General features: G+C 61.0%; 31 protein-coding genes and 1 pseudogene. 28 read left to right on the top strand and 4 right to left on the bottom strand.

All coding sequences use genetic code 11. The features are described from left to right. Nucleotides 1-402 precede the first annotated feature (402 nt). The 4 genes from FW789_RS08500 to FW789_RS08485 form a co-directional block, all read right to left on the bottom strand. Nucleotides 403-888, bottom strand: coding sequence for a hypothetical protein (locus FW789_RS08500; protein WP_446431325.1), 486 nt, complete (start codon nucleotides 886-888; stop codon nucleotides 403-405). 85 nt (nucleotides 889-973) lie between these two features. Further along, nucleotides 974-1219: a pyocin activator PrtN family protein gene (locus tag FW789_RS08495; RefSeq protein ID WP_446431324.1), complete on the bottom strand. Its 246-nt coding sequence runs from the start codon at nucleotides 1217-1219 to the stop codon at nucleotides 974-976. Then, nucleotides 1216-1725 carry a hypothetical protein gene (locus FW789_RS08490; protein ID WP_446431323.1) on the bottom strand — a complete coding sequence of 170 codons (510 nt, stop codon included), beginning with the start codon at nucleotides 1723-1725 and terminating at the stop codon, nucleotides 1216-1218. The genes FW789_RS08495 and FW789_RS08490 overlap by 4 nt, the downstream gene beginning before the upstream one ends. A 294-nt stretch (nucleotides 1726-2019) precedes the next feature. Then, nucleotides 2020-2805, bottom strand: a complete 786-nt coding sequence (locus tag FW789_RS08485) for a LexA family protein (RefSeq protein ID WP_446431322.1) — start codon at nucleotides 2803-2805, stop codon at nucleotides 2020-2022. Nucleotides 2806-2830: 25 nt separating this feature from the next. Between FW789_RS08485 and FW789_RS08480 the strand changes: the two genes are divergently transcribed. From FW789_RS08480 to FW789_RS08345, 28 genes and pseudogenes are all read left to right on the top strand, one after another. Next, nucleotides 2831-3037, top strand: a complete 207-nt coding sequence (locus FW789_RS08480; RefSeq protein WP_446431321.1) for a Cro/CI family transcriptional regulator — start codon at nucleotides 2831-2833, stop codon at nucleotides 3035-3037. Between the two features lie 215 nt (nucleotides 3038-3252). Next, the gene (locus FW789_RS08475) at nucleotides 3253-3741 is read left to right on the top strand and encodes a phage regulatory CII family protein (RefSeq protein ID WP_340611081.1); all 489 of its coding nucleotides are present in this window, start codon (nucleotides 3253-3255) and stop codon (nucleotides 3739-3741) included. After that, nucleotides 3734-3937, top strand: a complete 204-nt coding sequence (locus FW789_RS08470; protein WP_340611083.1) for a TraR/DksA C4-type zinc finger protein — start codon at nucleotides 3734-3736, stop codon at nucleotides 3935-3937. The genes FW789_RS08475 and FW789_RS08470 overlap by 8 nt, the downstream gene beginning before the upstream one ends. Beyond that, entirely contained in the window at nucleotides 3934-6684 is a 2751-nt protein-coding gene (locus FW789_RS08465; RefSeq protein ID WP_446431320.1) for a DUF5906 domain-containing protein, read from the top strand. Before FW789_RS08470 ends, FW789_RS08465 begins: the two co-directional genes overlap by 4 nt. 343 nt (nucleotides 6685-7027) lie before the next feature. After that, on the top strand, nucleotides 7028-7558 hold the full coding sequence (locus FW789_RS08460; protein ID WP_422778075.1) for a hypothetical protein: 531 nt from the start codon (nucleotides 7028-7030) through the stop codon (nucleotides 7556-7558). 207 nt (nucleotides 7559-7765) lie between these two features. Continuing rightward, nucleotides 7766-8107, top strand: coding sequence for a phage holin family protein (locus tag FW789_RS08455; RefSeq protein ID WP_446431319.1), 342 nt, complete (start codon nucleotides 7766-7768; stop codon nucleotides 8105-8107). A 139-nt stretch (nucleotides 8108-8246) separates the two neighbouring features. Then, a complete protein-coding gene (locus tag FW789_RS08450) occupies nucleotides 8247-8771 on the top strand; it encodes a terminase small subunit (protein WP_446431318.1) in 525 nt (174 codons plus the stop codon). 43 nt (nucleotides 8772-8814) lie between these two features. After that, on the top strand, nucleotides 8815-10701 hold the full coding sequence (locus FW789_RS08445; protein WP_446431317.1) for a phage terminase large subunit family protein: 1887 nt from the start codon (nucleotides 8815-8817) through the stop codon (nucleotides 10699-10701). A 12-nt stretch (nucleotides 10702-10713) separates the two neighbouring features. After that, a complete protein-coding gene (locus tag FW789_RS08440; RefSeq protein ID WP_446431316.1) occupies nucleotides 10714-10929 on the top strand; it encodes a hypothetical protein in 216 nt (71 codons plus the stop codon). A gap of 2 nt (nucleotides 10930-10931) precedes the next feature. Then, on the top strand, nucleotides 10932-12536 hold the full coding sequence (locus tag FW789_RS08435) for a phage portal protein (protein ID WP_446431315.1): 1605 nt from the start codon (nucleotides 10932-10934) through the stop codon (nucleotides 12534-12536). A gap of 2 nt (nucleotides 12537-12538) precedes the next feature. Beyond that, a complete protein-coding gene (locus FW789_RS08430; RefSeq protein ID WP_446431314.1) occupies nucleotides 12539-13759 on the top strand; it encodes a S49 family peptidase in 1221 nt (406 codons plus the stop codon). Between the two features lie 12 nt (nucleotides 13760-13771). Next, entirely contained in the window at nucleotides 13772-14122 is a 351-nt protein-coding gene (locus FW789_RS08425; protein ID WP_446431313.1) for a head decoration protein, read from the top strand. 11 nt (nucleotides 14123-14133) lie between these two features. Then, on the top strand, nucleotides 14134-15165 hold the full coding sequence (locus FW789_RS08420) for a major capsid protein (RefSeq protein ID WP_446431312.1): 1032 nt from the start codon (nucleotides 14134-14136) through the stop codon (nucleotides 15163-15165). A 1-nt stretch (nucleotide 15166) separates the two neighbouring features. Continuing rightward, nucleotides 15167-15349 carry a hypothetical protein gene (locus tag FW789_RS08415; RefSeq protein ID WP_446431311.1) on the top strand — a complete coding sequence of 61 codons (183 nt, stop codon included), beginning with the start codon at nucleotides 15167-15169 and terminating at the stop codon, nucleotides 15347-15349. A 2-nt stretch (nucleotides 15350-15351) separates the two neighbouring features. Next, nucleotides 15352-15672 carry a head-tail joining protein gene (locus FW789_RS08410; protein ID WP_446431310.1) on the top strand — a complete coding sequence of 107 codons (321 nt, stop codon included), beginning with the start codon at nucleotides 15352-15354 and terminating at the stop codon, nucleotides 15670-15672. After that, complete coding sequence (locus FW789_RS08405) at nucleotides 15669-16331, top strand: hypothetical protein (RefSeq protein WP_446431309.1); 663 nt, start codon at nucleotides 15669-15671, stop codon at nucleotides 16329-16331. Before FW789_RS08410 ends, FW789_RS08405 begins: the two co-directional genes overlap by 4 nt. Beyond that, a complete protein-coding gene (locus FW789_RS08400) occupies nucleotides 16321-16857 on the top strand; it encodes a hypothetical protein (protein WP_446431308.1) in 537 nt (178 codons plus the stop codon). The genes FW789_RS08405 and FW789_RS08400 overlap by 11 nt, the downstream gene beginning before the upstream one ends. After that, nucleotides 16854-17456, top strand: coding sequence for a phage baseplate assembly protein V (locus FW789_RS08395; protein WP_446431307.1), 603 nt, complete (start codon nucleotides 16854-16856; stop codon nucleotides 17454-17456). The genes FW789_RS08400 and FW789_RS08395 overlap by 4 nt, the downstream gene beginning before the upstream one ends. A 42-nt stretch (nucleotides 17457-17498) precedes the next feature. Beyond that, nucleotides 17499-17702: a hypothetical protein gene (locus FW789_RS08390; RefSeq protein WP_446431306.1), complete on the top strand. Its 204-nt coding sequence runs from the start codon at nucleotides 17499-17501 to the stop codon at nucleotides 17700-17702. Between the two features lie 4 nt (nucleotides 17703-17706). Then, on the top strand, nucleotides 17707-18033 hold the full coding sequence (locus FW789_RS08385) for a GPW/gp25 family protein (protein ID WP_446431305.1): 327 nt from the start codon (nucleotides 17707-17709) through the stop codon (nucleotides 18031-18033). Continuing rightward, the gene (locus tag FW789_RS08380; protein WP_446431304.1) at nucleotides 18030-18914 is read left to right on the top strand and encodes a baseplate assembly protein; all 885 of its coding nucleotides are present in this window, start codon (nucleotides 18030-18032) and stop codon (nucleotides 18912-18914) included. Before FW789_RS08385 ends, FW789_RS08380 begins: the two co-directional genes overlap by 4 nt. Further along, entirely contained in the window at nucleotides 18911-19519 is a 609-nt protein-coding gene (locus tag FW789_RS08375; protein WP_446431303.1) for a phage tail protein I, read from the top strand. Before FW789_RS08380 ends, FW789_RS08375 begins: the two co-directional genes overlap by 4 nt. Continuing rightward, a pseudogene (locus FW789_RS08370) lies at nucleotides 19512-20582 on the top strand (phage tail protein); the annotation flags it as partial. The gene FW789_RS08375 and the pseudogene FW789_RS08370, both read left to right, overlap by 8 nt. 84 nt (nucleotides 20583-20666) lie before the next feature. Next, nucleotides 20667-22514, top strand: a complete 1848-nt coding sequence (locus FW789_RS08365; RefSeq protein WP_446431403.1) for a tail fiber protein — start codon at nucleotides 20667-20669, stop codon at nucleotides 22512-22514. A gap of 9 nt (nucleotides 22515-22523) precedes the next feature. Continuing rightward, nucleotides 22524-23111 (top strand): tail fiber assembly protein, encoded by a 588-nt coding sequence (locus tag FW789_RS08360; protein WP_446431302.1) that lies wholly within the window; start codon nucleotides 22524-22526, stop codon nucleotides 23109-23111. A gap of 84 nt (nucleotides 23112-23195) precedes the next feature. After that, a complete protein-coding gene (locus FW789_RS08355) occupies nucleotides 23196-24362 on the top strand; it encodes a phage tail sheath subtilisin-like domain-containing protein (protein ID WP_446431301.1) in 1167 nt (388 codons plus the stop codon). Between the two features lie 12 nt (nucleotides 24363-24374). Continuing rightward, nucleotides 24375-24884 carry a phage major tail tube protein gene (locus FW789_RS08350; RefSeq protein WP_446431300.1) on the top strand — a complete coding sequence of 170 codons (510 nt, stop codon included), beginning with the start codon at nucleotides 24375-24377 and terminating at the stop codon, nucleotides 24882-24884. A 32-nt stretch (nucleotides 24885-24916) separates the two neighbouring features. Then, nucleotides 24917-25216: a phage tail assembly protein gene (locus FW789_RS08345; protein ID WP_446431299.1), complete on the top strand. Its 300-nt coding sequence runs from the start codon at nucleotides 24917-24919 to the stop codon at nucleotides 25214-25216. Nucleotides 25217-25219: the final 3 nt, after the last annotated feature.

The following is a 25219-nucleotide window of genomic DNA, read 5'->3' as shown; positions in this document are numbered from 1 at the left end:
TAACGTGCCGCTTGGGGCTGCTGAGTAGGGAGTTGCCTGGTGGAGAGCGGCGAGGGCGGCGACAAAGGCAACTGCGAATAGCATGCTGATTAGTTGCCAGACGCGTTCGGGTTTAGTCATTGCGGCAGGCCTCAATCTGCGTGAAAACAAGTGCCCGGGCGTATGCGAAAAGCTGGTCCGCTGATACGGGCTCTATGCACTGCTCCCCGTTCTGCACGGCTTCCAGGCGAGTGCGGTAAAGCCCGGCCGGGCCGAGCCAGGCGACGGCGCTATGTTCCGGATCCGACACTGGGCAATCGTCTGTTTTGGGACGGGGGCCTTGGTGGTCGCGACCACATTTTCTGCAGTGATGCAATCCGCCGTCGTTCCCCTCTGATGTGTTCCAGTGATGCGCATGCGTGCTCATGCTGCTGCCTCCGCTTTAGGGGCGCTGGCCGGCGTTGCACGCAGATGGGCATGAATGCGCTTGGCGATTTCATCGGCGGCTGTAGCAAGCTCGCTTGCTCGATCAGCCTGAGCTCCCGCCTTCAGGGCCATATGAAGTCGCTGGGCCAGGCGCAGCGCTTCGGCAGTGCTGAGCAGCCGTTCGTAATCGCTCCTGGTTACCGCCATCCCGGTGTAGGACATGATTCGCGCCTCGAGCTCGGCGATCGTGCGCTTTAGGTTGGCAACGGTGAGGTTGTGTTTACGTTGGTCTTCTTCACGGGCGGCAACCAGATGCGAAATGTCCTTGTTCAGAGCTGCGCTATAGCTATTGAGCTTGTGTTGATGCTCCACGAAGCCTTCGTCGTAGGCGCGGCGGTGTACCTTGGCGATCAAGATGGGAAGGACGAGCAGGGTGGCCAGCCAGATGATGCCTGCGGCGAGTGCGTACTGATGCGGTTGCATGTGCTGTGCTCCAAAAATGCCCGCCGCCGGGGTATGTGAGAGCCGGTGGCGGGCTTGTTGCCCCTGGTGGCCGGGGCGGCCTGGTTCAAGCTGTTTGAGTGGCTGGGCCAGCTTGGCGATCGAGGTACTTGGCAAGGTTGTGCAGATAGATCACGTGCGGCGCCTTGGCTGAGTCGTGTAGCTTGCTCAGCGTTAGCGGGATCTCGCCTCTGTTGATCAGCTCCCTGAAGCGGCGGTCTGACCGGATGTGAGGGAAGTAACGCTCTCTCACTTCCGTCAGCGACGGGCAGGGGGTGCTCCACTCGTTGCGTAGTTGGTCAAGAGTGCTCATGCGCACTCCCCGAGCCCCTCCTGGACGGGCCAGAGCTTCGCGCGTATTGCTTCGGCCAGGTGCTCTTTGCTGGCCCCGGTGACTGCGGCGCAGACTTCGCCCTCGTCATTGGTTACCACTGCGCCCAAGGGGCGATCTCGGTTGACGGTGGTGATGACGTAGGCGGTCTGTCCGGCCTTCAGGACCCCGTCCACGCTTTCCTGCGCTTCCATGAGAGCGATCGCCTCATCTGATTGAGTCCCGGAGTCAGCTCGGCCATTGGCCAGGTCCTGCAGGAAGTCACGCAAGGACTGGCACTTGGTCTCCAGCTTGCGAGGCATGGTCATCGAACTGCTCAGCGGCCCCATCGCCACCTTGATATGATGGGTCGTGTCGTCGTTCTCGACTCGGATCTGCACGTCCAGAGTGGCGTCGGGGCGGCGAAGGGTGCAGGTAGCGGTGCCGCCGTTTTCCAGGGTTCGCTCCAGGCCCATGACCCGGCTCAGTGGGATGCTGAACTCGCTCATGCGATGCCTCCCAGAACAGGTACGGCTTGGGCGTTGCCGCTAGCGGTCGCGACAATTCGCAGTCCGGTGCGGCGCTGAAATGCTTCCAGCGAGGCGGGTTGGCTGCAGGTGGTCGGGTGCAGGTACACCTTGCAGGCTGTGCTGTGCTGAACGTTTTGCATGTCTTGGTCCTTCATTGAGAGAGGCGAAGCCAAGACAAAATTAGTGATGCTGATTTGTTATGTCAACAGTGTTACTGATATTTATGATGCGTGGTGACAACAAAAAACCCGCCGAAGCGGGTTTGGGAGGTAGTCAGAGGTCGACTATTTTGCGTCGAGCTCGACCGCAAATTGTCCACTCTTCGTCAAGTCGGATGATGCGCTCGGGCCAGTCTGGGTTGGTGGCATAAAGGTAAAACTCGCTGCCTTCCATTCTCAACTGCTTCAGCGTGACGCCCTGGTCTCGTGTGCGCTTGGCTACCACAAAGTCGCCCGTCTCCCATTGCATATCAGGGTCAACAACAACCTTCTCTCCAGGCTTGAAGTCGGGCTCCATGCTCAGCCCTTCGACTCGGAGGATGAATGAGCGTGGCCCGGCTGGACCGCCTGCTTCCACCCACTCTTCGGCATCTGAGGGTTGGAACTGTTCAATGGCCTCACAAAAGGCGCCCGCTTTCACGTATCCAATCACAGGGAGCAGTCGGCCTGCAGATCCCAGTGTTGTGGTGTTTGAGACGCCTTGCCTTACATCGTCGATGTAGTGAGCTTTTACCAGCCGGGGGCTCACTTCCTCAGGGCTAAATGCCAAGGCTCGGCTCAAGCTGATCAGAGCGGTTATGTTCAGCGGGATTTTGCCGTTCATGTACTGGCTGACCACGCTTTGACTTGACCAGCCACATTCGTGTGCCACTTGATCCTGATTGAGTGTTGGATCTGCGGCTTTGCGAGCTTTGTAGATCGCTTTTAGGCGAGCGGCTTCTTCAGCCTGGTATGGAGGTCTGGTAGTCATGCTCACCAGACTATTAGCGTACCTTATGCCTATCAAAGAGTGTTGCTTATTTTTTGCTTGAACATAAAAAGAAGTAGTACTAATATCCACGCACTGACCCTTTGAGGACATTGGGATGGAGAGTGAGTTTGGTATGCCTTTGCGAGAGTTCGCGAAGGTCAAGAGTCAGCCGGAGCTGGCTGAGCTGCTTGGGGTCACCCAGAGCGCGGTTTCTCAAATGTTGAACTCATCGCGCGATATCCGTGTGCGCTGTGACGAGACTGGCGATTGCCTTGCAGTAGAAATTCGCCCGATAGGGCGGCGGTGTAAGCCAAAGCAGTAAGAGCGCTGTGCCAGGACTCTCACCTCCCGGCCCAGCTATGACAGTACAACGCACTATCACTCTCGTCGTCCGGCGGCCTCTCTCACAAGTGAAGCCGGACGACTATTACCGCATGCCATGCCCGCACAGCACGCAAGGCACAGCACACAGGTCGTGGTCGTAGGATAGGTCTTACCTCATCCTATGACTAGGCCGTAAACCGAGGATTTACGGTTATGAGCAGGATTGATCTTTTGCCGGGCGCTGGCCCGGTCCTCACCTTACGGCAGGCGCTCTATCGCGCAGGTCGTGACTACCACGGCGGAATCACCAAGCTAGCCTTTGACATGGGGCTTGAGGTGGATACGCTGCAGAAGAAGCTCCATCACAATGAAGAGCGCCGCTGGCCGACCCCTGATGAGATCGAAGAGATCGTCCAGTGGACGGCCGACCCGCGTCTGCTTGACGCCCTGCTTCGCCCGGCAGGTGCCGTTTGGTACCGGCCTGAAGCCGTACCGGCCACAAACGATGCGCTCCACGCTGTCGCGAAGCTTCTTGAGGAGTCCGGCCAGTTCGTTGGAAGCCTGCATGATGGTGCCTCGGACAACATCTGGACGCTGACAGAGGTCTTGGATCTGGAGCAGCGGGGGCTGGACGTGATTCGCCAGGTGCTGGCAATCATGGCGGGCGCCCGTCAAGCTATGGAGGACGAAGCTCATGGCTGATGCCGTCGATTTTGCCAACGACCATGCCGAGTACTTCCTGCAGCTGTCATTGCAGCGCCTTGCAGGACTTCCTGAGAAGCCGAGTGCGCAGTTTTGCGAAGACTGCGACGATCCGATCCCATTGGCCCGCCAGCAGTCAGTCGCCGGTTGCGAAACCTGCGTCGATTGCCAGGCCCTGCGGGAGCGACGCAGATGAGCGAGCGCCCAACTCCTACCACAGCTGATTGGGCGCGGCGTTACATTGAAACCTTCAGTCTGGCTCTGGTTCCCATCGAGCCGGGCGAGAAGGGGCCGAAGGGTCACGGCTGGAACAAGCCCGGTGGTTACTTCACTGCCGCCGATGATGCTGAGGCATTCTGGACGAAGCGTCCGAGCCACAACCTAGGTGTTGTGCTCGGGCCTAGTCGCGTCTGCTCGTTGGACGTTGATGACGTTGAGTTTACCCGGCAGGTGCTGCAGCAGACGCTTGGGCTCGATGTTGACGCCCTCGCCGATGCATACCCGACTTCGGTGGGTAACCCGGAGCGTTTCCGCGTGATGTTCCGCGCTCCGGACGGTGTGGAACTGAGTCGTCACGCCCTGGTTTGGCCTAACAAGAATGACCCCGATGGCACCATCTACAAAGGACTTATGGCGCAGGTGAAAGCTGCCGTAGACGAGGATGATGCCGGCCGCGAAGCCGCTTTCCGCATGGCGGCTGAGCCTTTCAAAAAAGTAACGGTCTTTGAGCTTCGGGGCGGTCTGGTACAAGACGTACTGCCGCCTTCCATCCACCCAGGCACTGGAAAGCCCTACACATGGCGCACTGCGCCAGATGCCGGTGGGTTGCCGGACCTGCCCCCCGAATTGCTGGCGATCTGGCAGGGCTGGGATGAGTTCAAGCCTAGAGGGGAGGACGTTTGCCCTTGGAGGCCGAAGCTTCCCGCGGCTGCGCCTCGACCCATGTCTAAGCCATCACCTACTGCAGCACGTTCTGGTGAACGCCTCCCCGAGGTCATCCCTGAGTTCAATCGCATCCATGACATCGCCACGATGATCGAGGCGCACGGCTACAAGCGTCTCGACGGGAAGTGGCTGAGCCCACACAGTAGTTCCGGGATGCCGGGGGTGACTATCACCGACGGCAAACTCTACTCGCATCACACTTCGGACCCGCTGGCAAACGGGCACAAGAACGATGCCTTCGACGTGTTCTGCATTCTGATGCACGACGGCGATCAGAGGGCAGCTACCAGAGCGGCAGCGCAGATCCTCGGCATCGACGCCAAGTCTCGCCCGCCGGCACCGCCGCCTTTGGGAGAGCTTCCCCGCGCCCCATCTGTCGCCGAGCAGGCCGATCAAGCCGAAGTGGGTGCTGACCCTGCCTTCGCTGACCCAGGTCCAAGCGAGCCGGGCCCGGCCGCATCCTCGGCCGGCGGGGGGGAGGGGGGAGAGGGCCTTGTCCTGAAAAGTGCCAAGCGTCGCTTCGCCTTGGTTGAAGGCACGACGAACGTTTGGGACATGGACAAGGGGCAGTCGATGAAGCGATCAGGCTTCGAGGCCCTGGTAGGCAAACCCCTTGCTAAGCAGTGGATGGAGAGCACCGACAAGAAGCTGGTCTCGTCCGAACAGGTCAAGGAACTCGAGCAGGCCCGCAAGATGTCGAGCAAGAAGGGAGGTGCGATGAACCTCGCCCCGCTCGACCGCTATGTGTATATCGATGGGACCAAGGAAGCCTGGGATCGAGAGAAGAAGCGGCGCCTGCCCGAGGGCAGCGTCAAGATGGCCTTGGGCGATGCGTACCAGCTTTGGCTGAACAGCCCGAATCGCCGGGTGGTCGACGTCGACCACATCGTGTTCGACCCGACGATGACTAAGGACCCTGCGCTCTACATCAACACCTTCGAGGGCCTGCCGCTTGAGCCGGTGCGGGATGCCGCCGCCTGCGAGAACCTACGGTGGCTGATCTCCTTCCTGTGCAACCACGACGCGGTGGCCCTGGACTGGCTGGTCAGGTGGCTGGCCTATCCCCTGCAGCACATGGGCGCCAAGATGGACACTGCGGTGCTGTTCCATTCCACGATGGAAGGCTCGGGTAAAAGCTTGCTGTTCGCGGACATTATGGGCGAGCTGTACGGACGGTATGGCGCAACGGTTGGGCAGACCCAGCTCGAAGGCAACTTCAACGCCTGGCAGAGCGGCAAGCTTTGGGCGGTATTTGAAGAGGTTGTCAGCCGCGACCAGCGCTACAACCAAGTGGGCAAGATCAAGCACATGATCACTGGCAAGACGGTGCGCATGGAATCAAAGTTCATCAACGGCTGGGAAGAAGCTAACCACATGAACTCGGTGTTCCTGAGTAACGAGATCATGCCCTGGCCGATCAGCGAGAGCGATCGACGGATGTTGGTGATGTGGCCACTGGAGACGTTGCCGCCCGAGCGGCAAAAGGCGATCGCCCACGAGCTGGCCAATGGTGGTGTTGCCGCCTTATATGGCTGGCTGCTGGACGTCAATCTGGGGGAGTTCAACCAGCGTACTCGCCCGCCAGAGACTGAGGCCCGTCAGCGCTTGGTCGAGCTGAGCCGCACGGCGTGGCAAACCTTTTTCTATCTCTGGCGAGCCGGCGAGCTGGGGCACGGCCTGTGGGGCTGTTGCCTGACCTCGGATGTGTACGCGATGTTCTTGGAGTGGTGTTCCCACAACAAGGAGAATTCCATGAGCCACACCAAGTTCTCGCTGATGTTCAGCGCGAAGGTGGAGAAGACGCGGGCAATCCCCTGGACCGATGGCAACAACCGCCGATTCGCGGCGTTCTTCTTCCCGAGCGATGGCGATCCTTCCCTGCCCCCATCCTTAGTGGCGGCCGAGCTGGGCAAGAACGTCGTCGAATGGCGTGCCCGGGCGAAGCGGGCGGGCTGGAGCGTGGACGGTTGGGACCACATCAAGAGGCTCGCAGCATGACTACGTCTGAATGTGTGTTGGGTGTGTTGAGTTGGTGTTGGGTTGGTTTTGGAAAGCCAACACAGGTTAAGGCCCCGAATTCTTTGGCGTTGCGAGCATGTGTGTTGGGTGTGTTGGGTTTGCGCGCGCGCGCGCGCAGGCGCGCTCTTCTAAACCGTGAATCCGAAGTGACAAAAAATCTCCATGCGAGACTCGATAGACCCAACACACCCAACACACTTCACACAGATTTATCTAATCCATTGAATTCGTTGAGCTTCAAGTGTGTTGGGTCCGTGTTGGGTTGGCTGATTGTGTGTTGGGTATCAATTTTGGAGGGATGGTGATGACGATGGAGACGGGAATGCGCCTTCAGCTCCTTGTGCGGCTTGCCCAGCACCGGATGGACATGGCGGAATTGATCGACCCAGTAGAGCGCCTGCGCCTGGTGGGCGAGCTGATGCAGCACTGGGGCGATCAGCGCGGGAAGCTGGGGCTGGAAGCAAGCCTTGGCAGCCAGATGGGCACAATCATGGAGTGGAAGGGATCGGCTCCACGCACCGGCGCATCGGGTGCCCGTATTCTGATCTCGGGTGCGGGGCTGGATCACGCCGCTGCGGAGGTTGATGCGGCGGTCGCAGAACTGGCTCGCAGGAATGATCGCGGCGTAACGCTGGCCAAGCTGGCCGAGTTGCGTTACCTGCACCGGGCCACCATTAGGGAGCAGATGCGCGAAGTAGGGCTACCGGAGCATGCCGACCGTACCTACCGCAACTGGATTAAGACGTTACACCTGCAGGTGCTGGCCATCCTGGCGGCGCGCTCGGGCCGCGCTCGGCAACAGACCGTTCGTCGGGTTGGAATGCAACTTGTGTGCAACATTGATGCTACATAGCTACCACATTGCGGCGTACCGTAAATCACCCCTTTTCGGTTTTTCCGATGGCGTGTAAAAAGGCGCCACGATATGAAAAGTGCGCTTAGGCGCTTCCCCTACAAGCACCGTGCTGTGCAACCCGCCCCGATCTTTCGGTGCACTGAGAACCCTGCCATCTGGCGGGGTTTTCTGTTTCTGGCGCCGTGCTTTGCCAACGAGGCTTACATGAACAGCGAGCAACAAGCGTTAGCCGAGATACCGATCTGGATGGTGATCGTTCTGTCTCTGGTCGGCGGTGTATCGGGCGAGATGTGGCGGGCCGACAAGGCTGGGGTCAGCGGTTGGAGTTTGATCCGGCGCCTGGCACTGCGGTCGGGTGCCTGTGTGACCTGCGGTGTGGCGACCAACATGCTGCTGTATGCCCTTGGGGTTTCGGTGTGGGCGGCAGCGGCGGTGGGTTGCTTGACCGCGATGGCTGGCGCCGACGTGGCGATCAACCTCTACGAACGCTGGGCTGCTAAGCGGCTGGGCCTCGGTCAGGTGCCACCAGCCGAGACAGGGCAGTGACCCCGGCGGGTGCGGGCCGTCCGCATTTGCCGAATTTTGGGTCCTCCCTCGGGGGTGCCTCCTACACGGGTACGCAGACTCGCGGTTTCTCTGCAGCTGAGGTGTGTGCAGGGATGTCCGTCTTTTCAAGGACTTAGCAATGGGAAGGACAGTCAGCAAGGCCGAACTTGGTGAGATCGTCGGTCGTGATGAGCGCACCCTCAGCCGCTGGCAGAAAGACGGAATGCCGGTAATCGAGTTCGGTGTGGGGCGCGGCAACGAAAACCAGTACGACACCCAGGCGGTGATCGAGTGGTTGATGCGCCAGGCTGCACTGAACGGCAAGAAAGAGAGTACTCGGGACCGACTAGACAGGCTTCGCGGTGACCGCGAGGAACTGGCGCTAGCTAAAGACTTGGGCGAAGTCGTGATCGAGGCAGAGATGGTTTCCCGCTTCGAGGCAGTCATCACCGCCGCCAAGATCGAGTTGCTCAACACCCTACCGGATGACCTGGCCTCAACGTTGTCCGCCCGTTACGGCGTCGCAGTTGACGATCAACTGATCCGCGAGCCCATCGAACTAATACTCAGGAGGTTGTCCGCGTATGACGAGGATGACGATGATCCCGAATGGGATCCTGACGAGCCGGACGATGAGGAGGGCTCTGAAGAAGACGGCGAGTAAGGGCATCAGCAGGGCGTGTAAAAAGTGGGCGCCTCCGCCACGAATGACCATCATCGAGTGGGCCGCCAAGTACCGTTACCTCTCAACCGAAGAGGCGGGTAAGCCTGGGAAATACCGCTTCGATGTTACACCTCACCTGGTTTGGCCAGGTGGTCCACTGGAAGCCTTGGATGATCCGAATGTGTTCGAGGTCGTTGGTCGCAAGTCTGCGCAGGTGGCCTGGACTTCAGGTGTGATGGGTAATGCCATCGGCAAGTGGATCGATCTTGATCCGTCACCAATCCTGATTCTGTTTCCCAAGGCCGAGGCGGCGAAGCAGTATGTCGCTGAGAAGTTGGAGCCGATGATCGCGGCGACCAAGCGCTTGCGTAACAAGGTTGACCTACGCAGCCGTAAGCTGCAGCAGCGTCAGGACTTCAAGAGGTTCCCTGGCGGCTTCCTCAAGATGGTCGGCTCTAACAGTCCATCCAGCGTGAAGTCCACCCCGGTGCCCCGGGTCGCGGTGGAAGAGCCGGACGACTGCAACCTGAACCTGCGCGGGCAAGGCGACAGTATCAAGCTGGCCAAGGAACGCCTCAAAACGTTCCGGCGGTCCAAGATTATTATCGGTGGGACACCCACTATCAAAGGCCTCTCGGCGATTGACGCTGAGCTGGAGCTGTCGGACAAGCGCATTGGCCTCGTTCCATGCCATGGGTGTGGCCAGTCGCACGCACTGAGCTTCGAACATCTGCACTGCGACGAGGATTTCAGCTACTTCCACGAGGTATACGGCAAGCGTCGGCCGGAAACGGCGTACTACGCCTGCCCTCATTGCGGCGAGATCTGGGACGATCACCAGAAGAACGCCAACCTTCAGCACGGCCGCTGGGAAGCTACTGCTGAGTTCCGGGGTATCGCGGGTTATATCCTGAATGAGCTGTATGCCACGTTTCATGGCTCTCGCTTTGAAGTGCTGATGGAGAAGAAGCTCCAGGCCGAGCACGCAGCCTCAAACGGCAACCACGGGCCGATGATCGCCTTCACGAACAGCCAGATGGGCGAGTGCTACGAGTACAAAAGCAATGCACCCAAGACGGATGAGCTGGAGAAGCGCGCCGAGCCTTATGCCGAACTGACAGCGCCAAAGGGCGTGTTATTGGTGACAGTCGGCGTGGACGTTCAGGGCGACCGACTCGCCCTGATAATCGTCGGCTGGGGGAGGGGCGAAGAGTCCTGGCGGTTGTACTGGGGCGAGTTGGAGGGCAACCCGATTGACCCTCACGATCCAGTGTGGACCGAACTCGACAAGATCGTCGCCACCCCAATCACCACCGAGGGCGGCGCTCAGCTTGCCGTTTCAGCGGTCAGTATCGACAGCTCCGACGGCAACACCAGCGATGCGGTCTACACCTACGTGCGGGACCGCCAGCGCTTCAACATCATGGCGATCAAGGGCGCATCTATCGACAGCCGAGATCGGGAGATCTTCACCAAGCCGGCACAGTCGGCGGACACCAGCCAAGACAACACCAAGGCTGCCAAGTACGGTCTGCGCGTTTACATCGTCGGCACCCACAAGGCCAAGACGCTGATCGATGGTCGGATGCGACTCTCGGGCAGCGGTCCTGGCCGCATGCACTGGTACAGCGAGATCCGTGCTGACTACTACGAGCAGGTGACCAACGAAGTTCTGGCGCCGCATCCCCGACAGCCAAGCAAGATGGTCTGGCAGAAGAAGGCCGGGCGCCGAAACGAAGCGCTGGACTGCGAAGTGTATGCCTTGCACGCGGCCCGGAGCCTCAAGACGCATTTGCTGCGCGATCACGAGTGGGACCAGCTGGAGCAGCAACAGCTTCAGCCCACCCTCTTCAACACTGAGCAGGCGGTAGCGCCGGTGCCCCGCCGCGCAGTAACTCGCGGGCGTGGTACTCGGAGTCGCGTCAGCTAACAGAGGTTCACCATGACAGAAGCACAACAACGCCTTGCGGAAGTACGGGCGGCAATTTCGGCCGTCCTGAAAAACGGCCAGCGCCTGCGTCGGGCGGACCGTGAGGTCCAGCTGGCCGAACTCAACAGCCTGCGCCTGCTGGAGAATCAGTACGCCGCGCAGGTCGCTGCTGAGACAGCAGCTCTTCAGCGCCGTGGTCGCAACCGCGTTTCGTACGTGAGGGTTTGACCATGGCCTTCTGGAAGCGTGAAAGCGCAGCCGATCAGCTGATGCGCGAAGCCGTAAAGCTTGCCAAGGCTACGGCGGGCGGCCAACAGATCGTCGCTCAGGGCGGCGGTGGCGGGGTTGAAACCCGTTGGCGAGGTGCCTCGCGGATGCTGCGCAGCATGGCCAGCTGGATCCCAGGCTTGGGAAGCCCACGCCGCGATTTCAACCAGAATGAGCGGCGCATGCTGGTGGCTCGCTCCCGTGATGCCATGCGCAACCACCTGATCGCCCGTGCGGCTATCACTCGGCTGCGCACCAACGTTGTCGGCACCGGCCTGGTCTGTCGCGCGCAAGTTGACCATGAGGCGCTCGGCATCAGCGAAGCTGCTGCAGACGACCTGAACGGCGAGCTTGATCGCCTATGGTCGCTGTATGCCGATGACCCTCGAGAGTGTGATGCCGAAGCGACGCTCAATCATTACCAGCTCCAGGCGCTGGTGCTGGTGTCGTCAATGGTTGCGGGCGATGTGTTCGTGGCCAGCCCGGACCAGGAGCGTCCCGGTTGCATCTTCAGCACCCGCCTGCAGTTGATCGAATCCGACCGTGTGAGCAACCCGAATGCGGGTCTGGATCGAGCAGATCTGATCGATGGTGTCGAAGTCGATGGTCTTGGAGCGCCCGTGGCCTACCACGTGTGTACCGGCTATGCCGGCGAGCATCTGGTTGGCAAGCCTCTGAGCTGGGAACGGCTGACGGTCTTCGGTGCTGAAACTGGACGCCGCCGTGTGCTCCATGTGCTGGCAGACAAGGAACGGCCCGGCCAGAAGCGAGGCATGCCTTACCTGGCTCCAGTGCTCGAACCCCTGCAGAAGCTTGAGCGCTATGCCAGTGCTGAGCTAATGGCGGCGGTGATCTCGGCCATGTTTACGGTGTTCATCAAGAAAACCGGCGACTTCCAGGCAGGCAACCTGCCAATGAGCGCCTTGGCTGAAGAAGCTCCAGGCGGGGACGACACCACTGACGGCGAGCTGGCCCTTGGCGAGGGCGCCGTTGTCGACCTCGGTGTTGGGGAGGAGCCGATGGTGGCCAACCCTGGCCGGCCTAACGCTCAGTTCGATCCGTTCTTCACCGCCGTGGTGAAAGAGATCGGCTCAGCCCTGGAACTGCCATTGGAAGAGCTACTGCTGCACTACAGCAGCAGCTATAGCGCTGCCCGAGCCGCGATGCTCCAGGCCTGGCGCTTCTACAGCCTGCGGCGCTGGTGGCTCGCCTGCGACTTCTGTCAGCCGAGCCGCGAGCTGGTGATAGATGAAGCGGTGGCCAGAGGCCTGATTGATTTGCCGGGCTACGGCGATGCAGCCAAGCGCAAGGCTTACTGCCAGGCCATTTGGATAGGCCCGGCGCGCGGTGCCATCGACGAACTGAAGGAGGCCAACGCTGCTGGCAAACGCATCGATATCGGTGTCAGCAACGAAACGCTGGAGACCGCAGCTATGACCGGCGAGCCCTGGCAGCAGGTGTTCCGGCAACGTGTGCGCGAGGTCGAACAGCGCCGCCAACACAACCTGCAGGCCTTGCCGAAAGGTGGGCTGGAAAACCCACCTGAACCCCAACCCCAAGAGGAATAAATATGCCTCGAGCACTTGAGCTGGCTGCTTCGCAGCCCTGGCTGATGCTGCCCGACGCCCTGGATAACCTGTTGACCATCTCTGATCGCATGGGTGATCCGGTGGCGCTGGCGACCAAGCGCGGCGAACGGCTGGAGGAATCTCGTCAGGTCACGATGCGCGGCAGCGTGGCGGTGGTGCCTGTCATAGGGCCGATTTTCCGGTACGCCAATCTTTTCACCGAGATCAGTGGCGCTACAAGCACGCAGGTCCTGGCGACTGATATTCAGCGTGCTTTGGACGACCCCAAGGTCAAGTCCATCGTGCTCAACATTGACAGCCCGGGAGGCGTGGCATCGGGCATCAATGAACTGGCCGAGATGATCTACGCCGGTCGTTCCCAAAAGCGCATCGTCGCCTACATCGGCGGGATCGGAGCCAGTGCTGCCTACTGGATCGCCTCGGCAGCGAGCGAAATCATCATCGATGAAGCCAGCCTCGCCGGCAGTATCGGCGTCGTGGTCGAGGCGGTCATCGATAGCGAGAAGGCCAGCGGTCGTACCCGTTACTCAATCGTCAGTCGCAATGCCCCCAACAAGCGTCCGGATCTCGGTACCGAGGAGGGCCGCGCCAAGTTGGGCGAAACCATTGACGCACTCGGCGATGTCTTCGTGGGCAAGGTTGCCCGCAACCTCGGCGTCTCCGCAGACACAGTCCCCGAGATGGGCGATCACGGCGGCATCCGCGTGGGCGCAGACGCCGTTAAGCACGGCCTGGCCCATCGTGTGGGTTCGCTGGAATCCCTGATCACCGAACTGGCCAAACCGGCCTTCAACTCCCCAAGGATAAACACCATGACTACCGTCAAGACCACGGCAGAACTGCGCACGGCGATTGCTGCGGGCACCGACCCCAACACTATCGAAATCGCCCAGGCCGAACAGCCTGACACCGGCGCAGTGCGCACCGAGGCCGCTACGGCTGAACGCGAGCGCATCAAAGGCATTAATGCCCTGGCCAGCAAAGGCTTCGAGAAGGAGATCGAAGCGGCGATCGATGATGGCAGCTCCATCGAGGCCACGGCTTTGGTCATGTTCAAGGCAGCGCAGGACCGCGGCATTTCGCTGTCTGGCATCAAAGCTGATGCGCAAGGCGTCAGCAGCGCCATCCCGCCCGCAGGCGGCAAAGAAGGTGAGCGCAAGGCCGCCGTCAGCGCAATCGTTGCAGGCGCTTCGCGCCGCTAATAGGAGCTTCAAATGCCAAACCCTGAACGTAACACCTTCCTGCCGATTCAGCTTTCGGCGGGTGACTTCCCTATCGTCATGGACACCGGCCTGATCGCTGCTGGCCAGAAGCTGCCGCGCGGCGCGGTACTCGGCCAAGTCACCGCTTCGAAAGAGTACGTACTTTCGAAAGCTGCAGCTGAGGACGGCTCACAAGTGCCGAGCGCGATCCTGGACCAGGACATCGATACGACTGAGGGCGCCAAAAGCGCGCCCGTCCGGCTGACCGGCCAAGTGCTGGGCCAGCAACTCACCTTCGGCGAGGGTTTGACCTTGGCCGCCGCAAAGGCCGCGCTGCGTCCTCTTTGCCTCTTCATTCGCTGAACGGAGCACGTATGACTGACATTTTCGACACCCTGACCATGCTGGAAGCCGTGGAGCAAATGGCTACACCGCGACGCTTCCTCATGAATACGTTTTTCAACGCCGGCGCCCCGGAGACCTTTGGTACCGAAGCTGTCACCATCGACATCATCAAGGGCCAGCGCAAGATGGCGCCTTTTGTCCATCCGACTCTGCCAGGCAGTATTTCGCAGCGTACAGGCTTCAGCTCGTCTACCTACAAGCCGCCCTATATCCAGCCCAAGCGCGCGACTCGTGCTGAGCTGATTCTCAAACGTGGTGCTGGCGAGACGCCGTTCTCTACACGCAGCCCGCTGGAGCGAGCAGGCGAACAACTGGGGCGCGACCTGGTCGATCTCGACAGCGAGATCACCCGGCGTGAGGAGTGGATGTGCGCGCAGGCGCTCACCACTGGGCGGATCCGAGTGGTAGGTGACGGCGTGGACGACACCATCGACTTCCTCATGGAAGACACTCACAAGGTCACCCTGGCCAACGGTCGCTGGAACACGGAAGCATCGGACCCAATCGCAAACCTTCGCCAGTGGCGCCGCATGATCGCCAAGGATTCGGGCCGGTCGGCGAACGTGGCGGTGTTGAGCGCTGAAGCGCAGGACGCCTTCCAGAACAACAACGCGGTGCTGAAGCAGCTGAACAGCCGGCGCGTTGACTTGGGCCTGATCAAGCCCGAGGAATTGCCAGACGGGGTGACTTACCTCGGTTACCTCAATGATCCGGGCGTCGACCTGTACGCCTACGATGAGTGGCATGTGGACGACGAGGGTGACGAGCAGCCAGCGATTCCAGCAGGTGGCTTGATCTTGGGCTCGACCTCTACGCGCAATGCAATGTTGTATGCGGCCATTCAAGACATGGAGGCCATCGAGAGCGGCCTGGTTGAAGCCGCGCGCTTCCCAAAAAGCTGGGTCACCAAAGAGCCGAGCGTTCGTTGGCTGAAACTTCAGTCTGCTCCTTTGGCTGGCCTGCTCGAGCCGAACGCTTTTATGTACGCGAAGGTGGTGTGACATGGCAACCAAGACCGAATACGTAGTGCTTGATGGCTGCATTCAGGATGCGGGCAAGATCATCTTGAAAGGGGAGGTATTTGAATCCTCCAACAAAGACCTGATCAAGCTCCTGGTCGAGGAAGGCAAGCTCGCTCGGCGCGGACAGCTCCCTGCGAAGGACGACTCTGACGACGGTGATTGACCATGGATTTCCGTGAACAGACGGCATTCATGGATGGTGCACTGTTGGACGTTCTGGGCGATGAAGCCGAGATAGAGGGTATAGCTGAACCTGTGCCGGGATTCTTCTCGGCACCTTGGCTGCAGCCCAAGCTCGGCCGCATCAATACAGGCCTGCGTGAACCGGTATTCGCAGTTCGGATCGCGAGTGCGCACGGTATCAAGGAGGGCCTGCACCTGGTGTGTCGACTCGCGCCAGAGGATGGGGGGGGCCGCTATGTCATCACCAAACGTGAGCCAGACGGCACCGGGTGGATCAACCTGATCTTGCGGGAGGTTCGATGAGCGTTGGTAGCTACGTCAAGCAATCAGCCAACTCCGGCTTGTTCACTCTGCAGCTTGCAGACACAGATCGAAAGGTGTTTTCGGAGTTTGCCGCGCTGGTGCCCAAAGCCGCGCGCGCAGCTCAACGCCGTGCGTTGAACAAAACGCTTCGCTGGTTGAGGACGCACATCGCCAGGTCCGTCGGCAAGCAGGAGCGCATTGCCATCTCTGCTGTCCGGCAGCGTTTGCGTGCCTACCCTGTTGACGCCAACGGGCAGGCACGGCTGTGGTTCGGTATCAACCCGATTGAGGCAAGTCGGGCGGGCAGGGTGCGGCAAAGCCGGTCCGGTGTTGCCGTAGCTGGGCGAAGGTATCAGGGTGCATTTTTCAAGCGTGTCTACGGATCAGCGCCTGATATCTGGATACGTACCGCGAGCAAGCATTTCGACGCCAGCGACTACCCGGAAAGCCAGGTTTCCGGCGGTGGTAAGCAGCACGGCTGGGTATCAGAAAACAGCAGCCGCTTTCCCCTGGCCAAAGCCAAGATTTCACTGGAAGACATCAGGCCGCACTTCGAGTCCTGGGTTGGCCGTGTGCATCAGCGATTGCTTGAGATCCTCGAGCAGGAGCTCAACTACGAGCTGCAGAAGTATCTGAGGAGTTCTGGAAGTGGAAGATGATGATCCGATTCCATTGGCGGGCCTGTTCGCCGCGATTGAGCAGCACATTCAGCATGCCATCCCCGGCTTGGCCTACATCGGGACCATGCCGGACAGGATTCATTGCGTGGATGTTCCTGCGGTGGTGCTCGAGCTCGTCGAGTTTGAAGCCGCTGATAAAGATCCAGGCACAGGAGAAACTGCGGTAGATGCGCGCTTTGAAGCGCGGGTGATCATTGGTGGGGAGGAGGCGGGGTGTCAGCACATCGCAGCCTTCGTCGCTGCCCAGCTGACGGTACTTCTGCGCATGCAAATGTGGGGGCTTGCAGTAGAACCCGCCGAATTCGTGCGGGCTGCACAAGACTGGACACGGCCCGAGCTGGATGGGTTTGCCGTTTGGGTGGTCGAGTGGACTCAGATCATTTACCTCGGCGAGGAGGAATGGCCTTGGCCCAATCAGCCGCCCGGCTCGTTGGTGGTAGCTTTCGACCCTGAAAGTGGCGCCGGAAATGAAGGTGCCTATCAACCGCCGGAGGCCATGGAATGAGCTACACAAGCGCCCAGCACGACCGCATGCTGGCTTGCACGGTGATGGCGTGCCGCGTGGTCGCGGTGGATTTGGCGGCCGCACGGGTGCGGGTATCGGACGGCGACGGCTGGACCAGCGCCTGGGTGCGCTGGCACAGCCAGGCGGCCGGCAAGGCGCGTCACTGGCGGTCGCCCAGCTTGAACGAGCAGGGCGCGCTTATCAGTCCCAGCGGCGACCCCGCACAAGGCACGTTCGTGCCGGGCCTGTATGGCGACGCCGGCAGCCCGCCAGATAACCGCGATCATGTGGAGGTCTGGCGGTTTGATGATGGCGGCTCGCTGGTCTACGACTGGCAGGCCAAGAGCTACACCATCACGCTGCCTACGGGCACCGTGTTGGTCAAGGTGGGCGGTACGTCGGCCACGCTGACCGACGATGCAATCACGGCCAAGACGGTTACGTTGACCGCCGAGGCGACCGCCATCACGGCCAAGGCCGCGAACATCACGCTTGAAGGTGCCGTAAAAATTGTCGGTCCGTTATCCGTAACGGCCGATATCACCGGCGCCGGCAAGATCATGGACGCCGGCGGTAACTCGGCAAACCACAAACACTGACAGCCCGCCATTTGAGCGGGCTTTTTCATACCTGGGGAAACCATGGCTACCAAGAAAGAAACCGCTGCGCCTGGTGCGCCGGCGACGGTCGTCTATTGCGACAAGGTTAACGCCTCGCGCTCGCTGTTCATGGACGGCGGCCGCGAGCTGAAAGTGATCCGCGCGCGGATCGAGGTCGACGGCGCCGACACCGAGGCGCAGGCCTATCTGGACGCCCGCAAGGATTTCCAGCGCCTGGAGGCGTAACCCCATGATCGGAATGGATCGCCGCACAGGGGCGCCGCTGTCAGGCCTGGACCATCTGCGGCAGTCCATTGAAGACATTCTGACCACGCCAATCGGCAGTCGTCGGATGCGCCCGGAATACGGCAGCCGCCTGCGCCGGTACGTCGACTTGCCAGTTAACGATGGCTGGAAAAGCGCAGTACAGGCCGAGGTCGCTCGCGCCCTGAGCCGCTGGGAGCCGCGCTTTGGTTTGGAGCGCGTCCGGGTGACGGCCGTTGTAGACGGGAAAATCACTATGCAGTTGACCGGGGTTTACCTGGGCGACAGCAATGTCATTGAGGTAAGCGCATGACAATTGACTTGGCGGCGCTGCCGGCGCCGCAAGTGCTGGAAACCCTCGATATCGAAGCCACTTACGAGGGGCTGCTGGCCCAGTTTCGCGAGTACCTGGGCGACAACTGGACGGCGCCGCTTGAGAGTGAGCCGGTCGTTAAGCTGCTGGAACTGGTCGCTTACCTTCGCGTGCAAGATCGTGCGCGAGTCAACGACGCCGCCAAGGCGCTGTTGCTGGCCTACGCCAAGGGTGCGGATCTGGATCATCTGGCGGCCAACCATGCGTTGGGCCGCCTGGTGGTGCAGGCAGAGGATTTGACCGCGGTACCGCCGGTGCCCGAGGTGCTGGAGGAAGACGACGCCCTTCGCGAGCGGGTGCAACTGGTCTATGAAGGGCTGACCACGGCCGGCCCCCGAAACAGCTACATCTTGCACGCCCGCAACGCGTCGGGCCTGGTGGCTGATGCCACTGCCGAAAGCCCGTCACCTGCAGTGGTCGACCTGACTGTGCTTAGCCTTGAGGGCAACGGCAGCGCCGACGACGAGCTGCTGGCCACGGTCGCGGCGTATGTCAATGACGACGACGTGCGGCCGGTAGGTGATCGGGTCAACGTGCTTAGCGCGGAAATCCTGCCTTACCAGATCAACGCGGTGGTTTACCTCGCCGGCAACGGGCCGGAAGGTGAGGCGGTGCTGGCCGAGGCCAAGAGCCGATTGGAGGCATGGAAGAACCCGCGCCGGCGCCTCGGCGTCGAAGTGTCCCGCTCGGCCATCGACGCTCAGTTGCACGTTGCCGGCGTCAAGCGTGTGGAAATTGAAGACTGGGTGGATATCCGGCCGACCAAGGCCCAGGCCGCCTGGTGCACCGGCGTTACCGTAACGCGGGGCGCGCTGCCATGACGGCGCTGCTGCCGAATAACAGCACGCCCCTGGAGCGGGCCATCGGCTCTGTCGCGCTCGACCGAACCAAGATCACGCTGCGCACCTTGTACAACCCCGATACCTGCCCGGCGCACCTGCTGTACCAGCTCGCTTGGGCGTGGTCGGTGGACCGCTGGGATGACACATGGTCGGAGACGATCAAGCGTTCTGTGATCCGCTCGGCGTACTTCGTTCACTCCCGCAAGGGCACCATCGGCGCGCTGCGCCGCGTGGTGGAGCCGTTCGGCTACCTGATCGAGGTGGTCGAGTGGTGGAACATGGTTCCCGAGGGGGTGCCCGGCACGTTCGCCCTGAAAGTAGGGGTTTCGGACGCCGGCATTGATGAAGGCACTTACACCGAGCTGACCGCGCTGCTCGATGACGCGCGGCCGGTCAGCCGGCACATGGTCGGCTTGGCCATCAGTCTCGAAACCCAAGGCGGTTTCTATCTGGGTGTTTCGATCAGCGACGGCGACGTGCTGGACGTATACCCGCCCATGCAGCGCGATATCGAAGTCACCGGCACCATCGGCCGGGGCGGTCGCGAACACACAATAGACACCCTGGACATTGCACATGGTTGATCAGAATACGCAGTTTTACGCCATTCTCACGAACGTGGGCGCGGCGAAACAGGCCAATGCCGACGCTCTAGGTATCGCCTGGAAAATTACCCAAATGGGCCTTGGTGATGCCAACGGCACTGACCCGACGCCGAATGCCACTCAAACCGCCCTGCTTAACGAATGGCGCCGCGCGCCGCTCAATCAACTCAAGGTCGATGACAAAGACGCCTCGATCATCGTGGCCGAACAAGTCATTCCTGCCGAGGTGGGCGGGCACTGGATTCGCGAGATCGGCTTGTATGACGCTGACGGGGATCTGGTGGCCGTGGCTAACTGTGCGCCCACCTACAAGCCACTGCTGAACCAAGGTTCGGGCCGTACCCAGGTGGTGCGCATGAGCCTGGTTGTCAGCAGTGCCAGCAACGTACAGCTAAAAATTGATCCCAGCGTAGTGCTGGCCACCCGTGAGTTTGTGACTGAGGAACTGGCGCGGCAGGACTTCAAACATTCGGTGCTGGTAGCGACCACGGCCGCCATCACCTTGAGCGGTCTGCAGGCTGTTGACGGGGTATCCCTGACTGCCGGCGCGCGGGTGCTGGTGAAGAACCAAGCCGCCGCCAAAGACAACGGGCTTTATCTCGCTGCGGTGGGTGGTTGGACGCGTTGCAGCGACGCCGACACCAATGCCAAGGTCACTCCCGGCCTGCTGGTTTTGGTCGAGCGCGGTACCGCCAACGGCGATAGCGCCTGGCAGTTGGTGACTGATGCCCCGATTGCCTTGGGCGTCACCGCGCTGTCATTCGAGATGGCTTTTGGTCGCACGGGCGTAGCGGCTGGCACTTACCGCAGCGTGACGGTCGACAAGTACGGCCGGGTTTTATCGGCGTCCAACCCGACCACGGTGGCCGGCTATGGCTTGACCGATGTTTACACCAAGACAGAGCTTGACACCGCTCTGGCGGCCAAGGCGCCACTGGCCAGCCCAAAGTTTACAGGGCTGCCGGAGGTGCCGACGCCGGGGGCAAGTGATAACTCGCTGCAAATCGCCAATACCGCTTTCGTCCGTGCTGTAGTGGCCGCCCTGGTCGGGGGTGCCCCTGGTAGCCTCGACGCGTTGAACGAACTGGCGGCGGCGATCAACAACGACCCCAACTTTGCCGTGACCATGACCAACGCCTTGGCTAGCAAAGCGCCGCTGAAAGATCCGACGTTCACCGGGAACCCCAAAGCGCCGACGCCGGCGATCACGTCAAACGACGTATCGCTGGCCACCACGCAGTTTGTTCAGTCGCTGCTCGGCCTGATCGGGTGGGGGGCTGCAGGGATTTCCGGCGGGGCCATCGCGGCCGGCACCAACCTGAATACCATGCTCACGCCGGGTTCCTTTGGTCAGCCGTCGAACGGTGGGGCGACCTTGGCGCTCAATTACCCGGAAGCGCTGGCGGGGACATTGCTGGTCCAGGCTGCCGGGGCCGGCTTGGTGACGCAAAAATACTCGGTGCGCGGACCCTTAAACAGGGAGTGGTCCCGTAACTTTTACGGCCTCGTTTGGTCGGACTGGACCGAGGGCGCGCAGGTTGATTCGCCGATCCTGAGGGGTGTGCCCAAGGCGGCTACGGCAGCGGTCGGGACTAGCACTGTCCAGCTGGCTACGACGGAATTCATTTACGCGGCGCTTAACGCGCTGGGGCTGGGGAACGTTGGTACTGGGCTGGCCATGCCTGACCTGGATGATGCGACAGTGGTAAGCGGCATTTACTACGTCAACGCCGGCACGCTGAATCAGGCCTATTCCGGCGCTTCCGGTACGATCCTGCACAAAGTATACGGTGGTGGTGGTTTTCAGCTGATGTCGCCTCTGGGGGCGTCTCGGGTGCTGTGGCGCCGCAGGACCGGAGGGGTATGGCAAAAGTGGGAAGAATTCGCGAACTTGGACAGTCCGGCCTTTACCGGCTCGCCGACAGCGCCTACGCCGCTTAAAGGCAATAGTTCCAAGTTGCTGGCCACGACTGAATTCGTCCAAGTGGCGGTCGCCGCGTTGGTGGATTCGGCGCCGGGCACGCTCGATACGTTGAAGGAGCTGGCTGCATCATTGGCCAATGACCCCAACTTTGCCGTGACCATGACCAACCAGCTGGCTGGCAAGGCGCCTGTGGTGCATACCCACTCGGTCACCGATATCACCAACTTAGGTCTGGCGATAGGTTCGTCTACGCAAGATCCGAATGAGTCGCTGAACTACATCGTTCTCAGTAAGCACGCGAACGCCCCGGATACGCTGAATTATTGGTACATCACCACGACGTTTTACTCTGGCGTCACTATGGCGGCCAACCGTGGCCAGGTTGCTCGGCAATACAGCGGTGGCAATGCAGTCTATGCGCGTAATTTCGTCTCAGGGGTATGGAGCAGCTGGGAGCGACTGGACGCCGGCGTGGATACAGGGGCTGTCGTGTATTTCGCGGGCAACACTGCGCCGCGCGGCTTTATCAAGTCCAACGGGGCAGCGGTTAGTCGAACGGCCTATGCGGCGCTCTTTGCGGCCATTGGCACAAGTTACGGCGCCGGCAACGGGTCTACCACGTTCAACGTGCCGGATTTGCGCGGTGAGTTTGTGCGGGGCTTGGATGATGGCCGAAACATCGACACCGGCCGTGGGTTGGGGTCGTGGCAGGACAGCCAGAACCTGAGCCATGCGCACGCGGCCTCGGCCTCTGTAGATGCACATGCCCACTCCGTTACGGGCAATACGAATAGCAGCGGTGCGCACGTCCACAACATGACCGCCAACGGTGGTCAGTATGCCTCTGAGACTCAGCCGTATGGCGCCTACCGAGGCAACGGCACAACTTCTGTTGACGCTACTGCGATCAAGGAAAGCGGCGCTCATACCCATACGATCAGTGGCGGCACTAACAGTGTTTCGCACAGCCACACCATCACAGTCGCCGCCGAGGGCGGTAACGAAGCGCGCCCTCGCAACATTGCGTTGCTGGCCTTTATCAAGTTCTAAGGGGTTTCAATGGACGCACCGAAGATTTACCACGCTGACCCCTACACCGGGCAGTTTTGCGGCGTAGGAGTCGCCGACCCAGACCCGCTGGAAGAGGGGGGCTGGCTAATTCCTGCGTGGGCATACGTCGATGAGCCACCGCCGGCGGCCGAGGGCTATGCGGTGGTGCGAAGCGCTGACCAGTCCGCCTGGGTGCAGGTCGAGGACAACCGAGGCGCGGTCTACTTGACCGCCACGGGTGAGCAGTTGACCTACAAAGCCCTTGGGCCTTTGCCGTCCGAGCTGACCCGTGACCCGTATCCGGGCGCTTACTACAACTGGAATGGCGCGGCCTGGGTACTGGACGAACTGGCACAGCTTGAGGCCTTGCGCCTGGAAGTCATTGCTCAGCGCGATGAGCGCCTGGCTCTGGCGGCCTTGCGGATCGCCCCGCTGCAGGACGCGGCAGACCTTGGCACTGCTACGGGTGAGGAATCATCGGCACTGCTGGCCTGGAAGGGCTACCGCGTCGATTTGAATCGCATCGAGCAGCAAGAGGGCTTCCCGGCCGCTGTCGATTGGCCGCCCAGTCCCGAAGATCCTCAATCGGTCATCTGACGCCCCGCACTGACGGGGCGTTTTCTTTTCCGCTGTATCCCTATGGCCTCGCTGATGCGGGGCCTTTTCATATCTGGAGAGTCTATGTCTGGCTTCTTTCACGGCGTTACCGTAACGAACGTCGACACCGGCGCGCGCACCATCGCCCTGCCTTCGTCCTCGATCATTGGCTTGGTCGACACCTTCACCCCGGCGCCGGCGCTCACTGCGCAGCCGAATGACCTGGTGCTGATCACCAGCGAGCGCGAGGCCATTGCCGCGTTCGGCCCTGACTCGGCGATCACCAAGGCCTGCCAAGCCATCTACACCCGCGCCAAGGCGGTCATTGTCGCGGTCGGCGTGGCCGAGCTTGAAGATCCGGCCGAGCAAACCTCGGCGATCATCGGCGGCACGTTGCTGGGCGGCGAGCGTACCGGCCTGCAGGCGCTGCTCGACGGCAAGAGCCGTTTCAACGCTCAGCCGCGACTGCTGGTGACGCCCAAGCACAGCGCGACCCAGGCGGTCGGTACCGCCCTGGTGGCGTTGGCTGACAAGCTGCGCGCAATCGCCATCATCGATGGCCCCAACACCACCGACGAGGCCGCCATGGCCTACGCCGGCGAGTTCGGCGCCAAGCGCGCCTACATGGTCGACCCGGGTGTGCAGTATTGGGACACCACTGCAAACGCCACGGTCGACGCGCCTGGCTCGGCCTATGTGGCCGGCCTGTTCGCCTGGACTGACTCGGAGTACGGTTTTTGGGCCTCGCCGTCGAACAAAGAGTTCGTCGGTATCACCGGCACCAGTCGCCCGATTGAATTCCTCGACGGTGACGAAACCTGCCGGGCCAACCTGCTCAATAACGCCAATATCGCGACCATCATTCGCGACGACGGCTACCGCCTGTGGGGCAACCGTACCCTGTCTGCAGACGCGAAATGGTCGTTCGTCACCCGCGTGCGGACCATGGATATCGTCATGGACGCGATCCTGTACGGGCACAAGTGGGCGGTCGACCGTTCGATCACCGCAACCTATGTCAAGGACGTGACCGAAGGCCTGCAGGCGTTCATGCGCGACCTCAAGAATCAGGGCGCGATTATCAATTTCGAGGTCTACGCGGACACCGAGTTGAACACGGTCAGCCAGCTGGAGCAGGGCAAGGTTTATTGGAACATCCGCTTTACCGATGTGCCGCCTGCTGAAAACCCTAATTTCCGCGTTGAAATCACCAAGGATTTCTTGAACGAAATTCTCTCGCCTGCCGCTTAAGGAGCGCTACCCATGGCAATGATTCCCGAAACCCTGACCAACATGAATTTGTTTGTCGATGGCGTCAGCTTTCAGGGCGACGTGCCCAGCCTGACCCTGCCCAAACTCACGCTGAAAATGGAAGAGCACCGCCCAGGCGGTATGGACATGCCAGTCGAAATGGACCAAGGCATGGAGAAACAAGAGGCCGGCTTTGTCACCACCGGCGTGCGCCGCGAGTCGCTCAAGTTCTTCGGTCTGGCCGACGGTACCGGCTTCAACGGCACGTTCCGGGGCGCCTTCAAAGGCCTCAAGGGCAAAGTAGTCGCCGCCATCGTCACCCTGCGCGGCAGCCTCAAAGAGGTTGATATGGGTGATTGGAAGGCTGGCGACAAGGCCGAGATCAAGCACAACGTGGCCTTGACCTATTACAAGCTGGAAATCGACGGCCGGGTCATCTACGAAATCGACGCCCTGGGCATGAAGCGCGTCATCAACGGCGTTGACCAGCTCGCCGCTCAGCGCACCGCCCTCGGCCTGTAACCCCTCTCTTTTTTGAAATAAGGATTTTCCCCATGGCACAAGAAACCAAAACCCCGTCCTGGCTGACCGTTACCAACGACCGCGTGACCGTCACCCTGACCAAGGCTATCGAGGCCAATGGCATTCAAGTCGACAAGCTGTCGCTGCGCGCGCCGACCGTGCGCGATATCCGCAGCGCGCAGGCCGGTGCCGGCGACGAAGAGCAGCGAGAACTCAACCTGTTTGCCAGCCTGGCCGAGGTCAACGTCAAGGAACTGGAAGGCATGGCCCTGAAAGACTACACCCGTCTGCAGACTGGCTATTTTCGCCTGGTGCAGGACGACGAGCTTTAACCC

Source organism: Pseudomonas sp. 1121_17 (assembly GCF_052850745.1).
The sequence above is the reverse complement of the archived record's forward strand: the minus strand, read 5'-3'. Positions and strand labels throughout refer to the sequence as shown.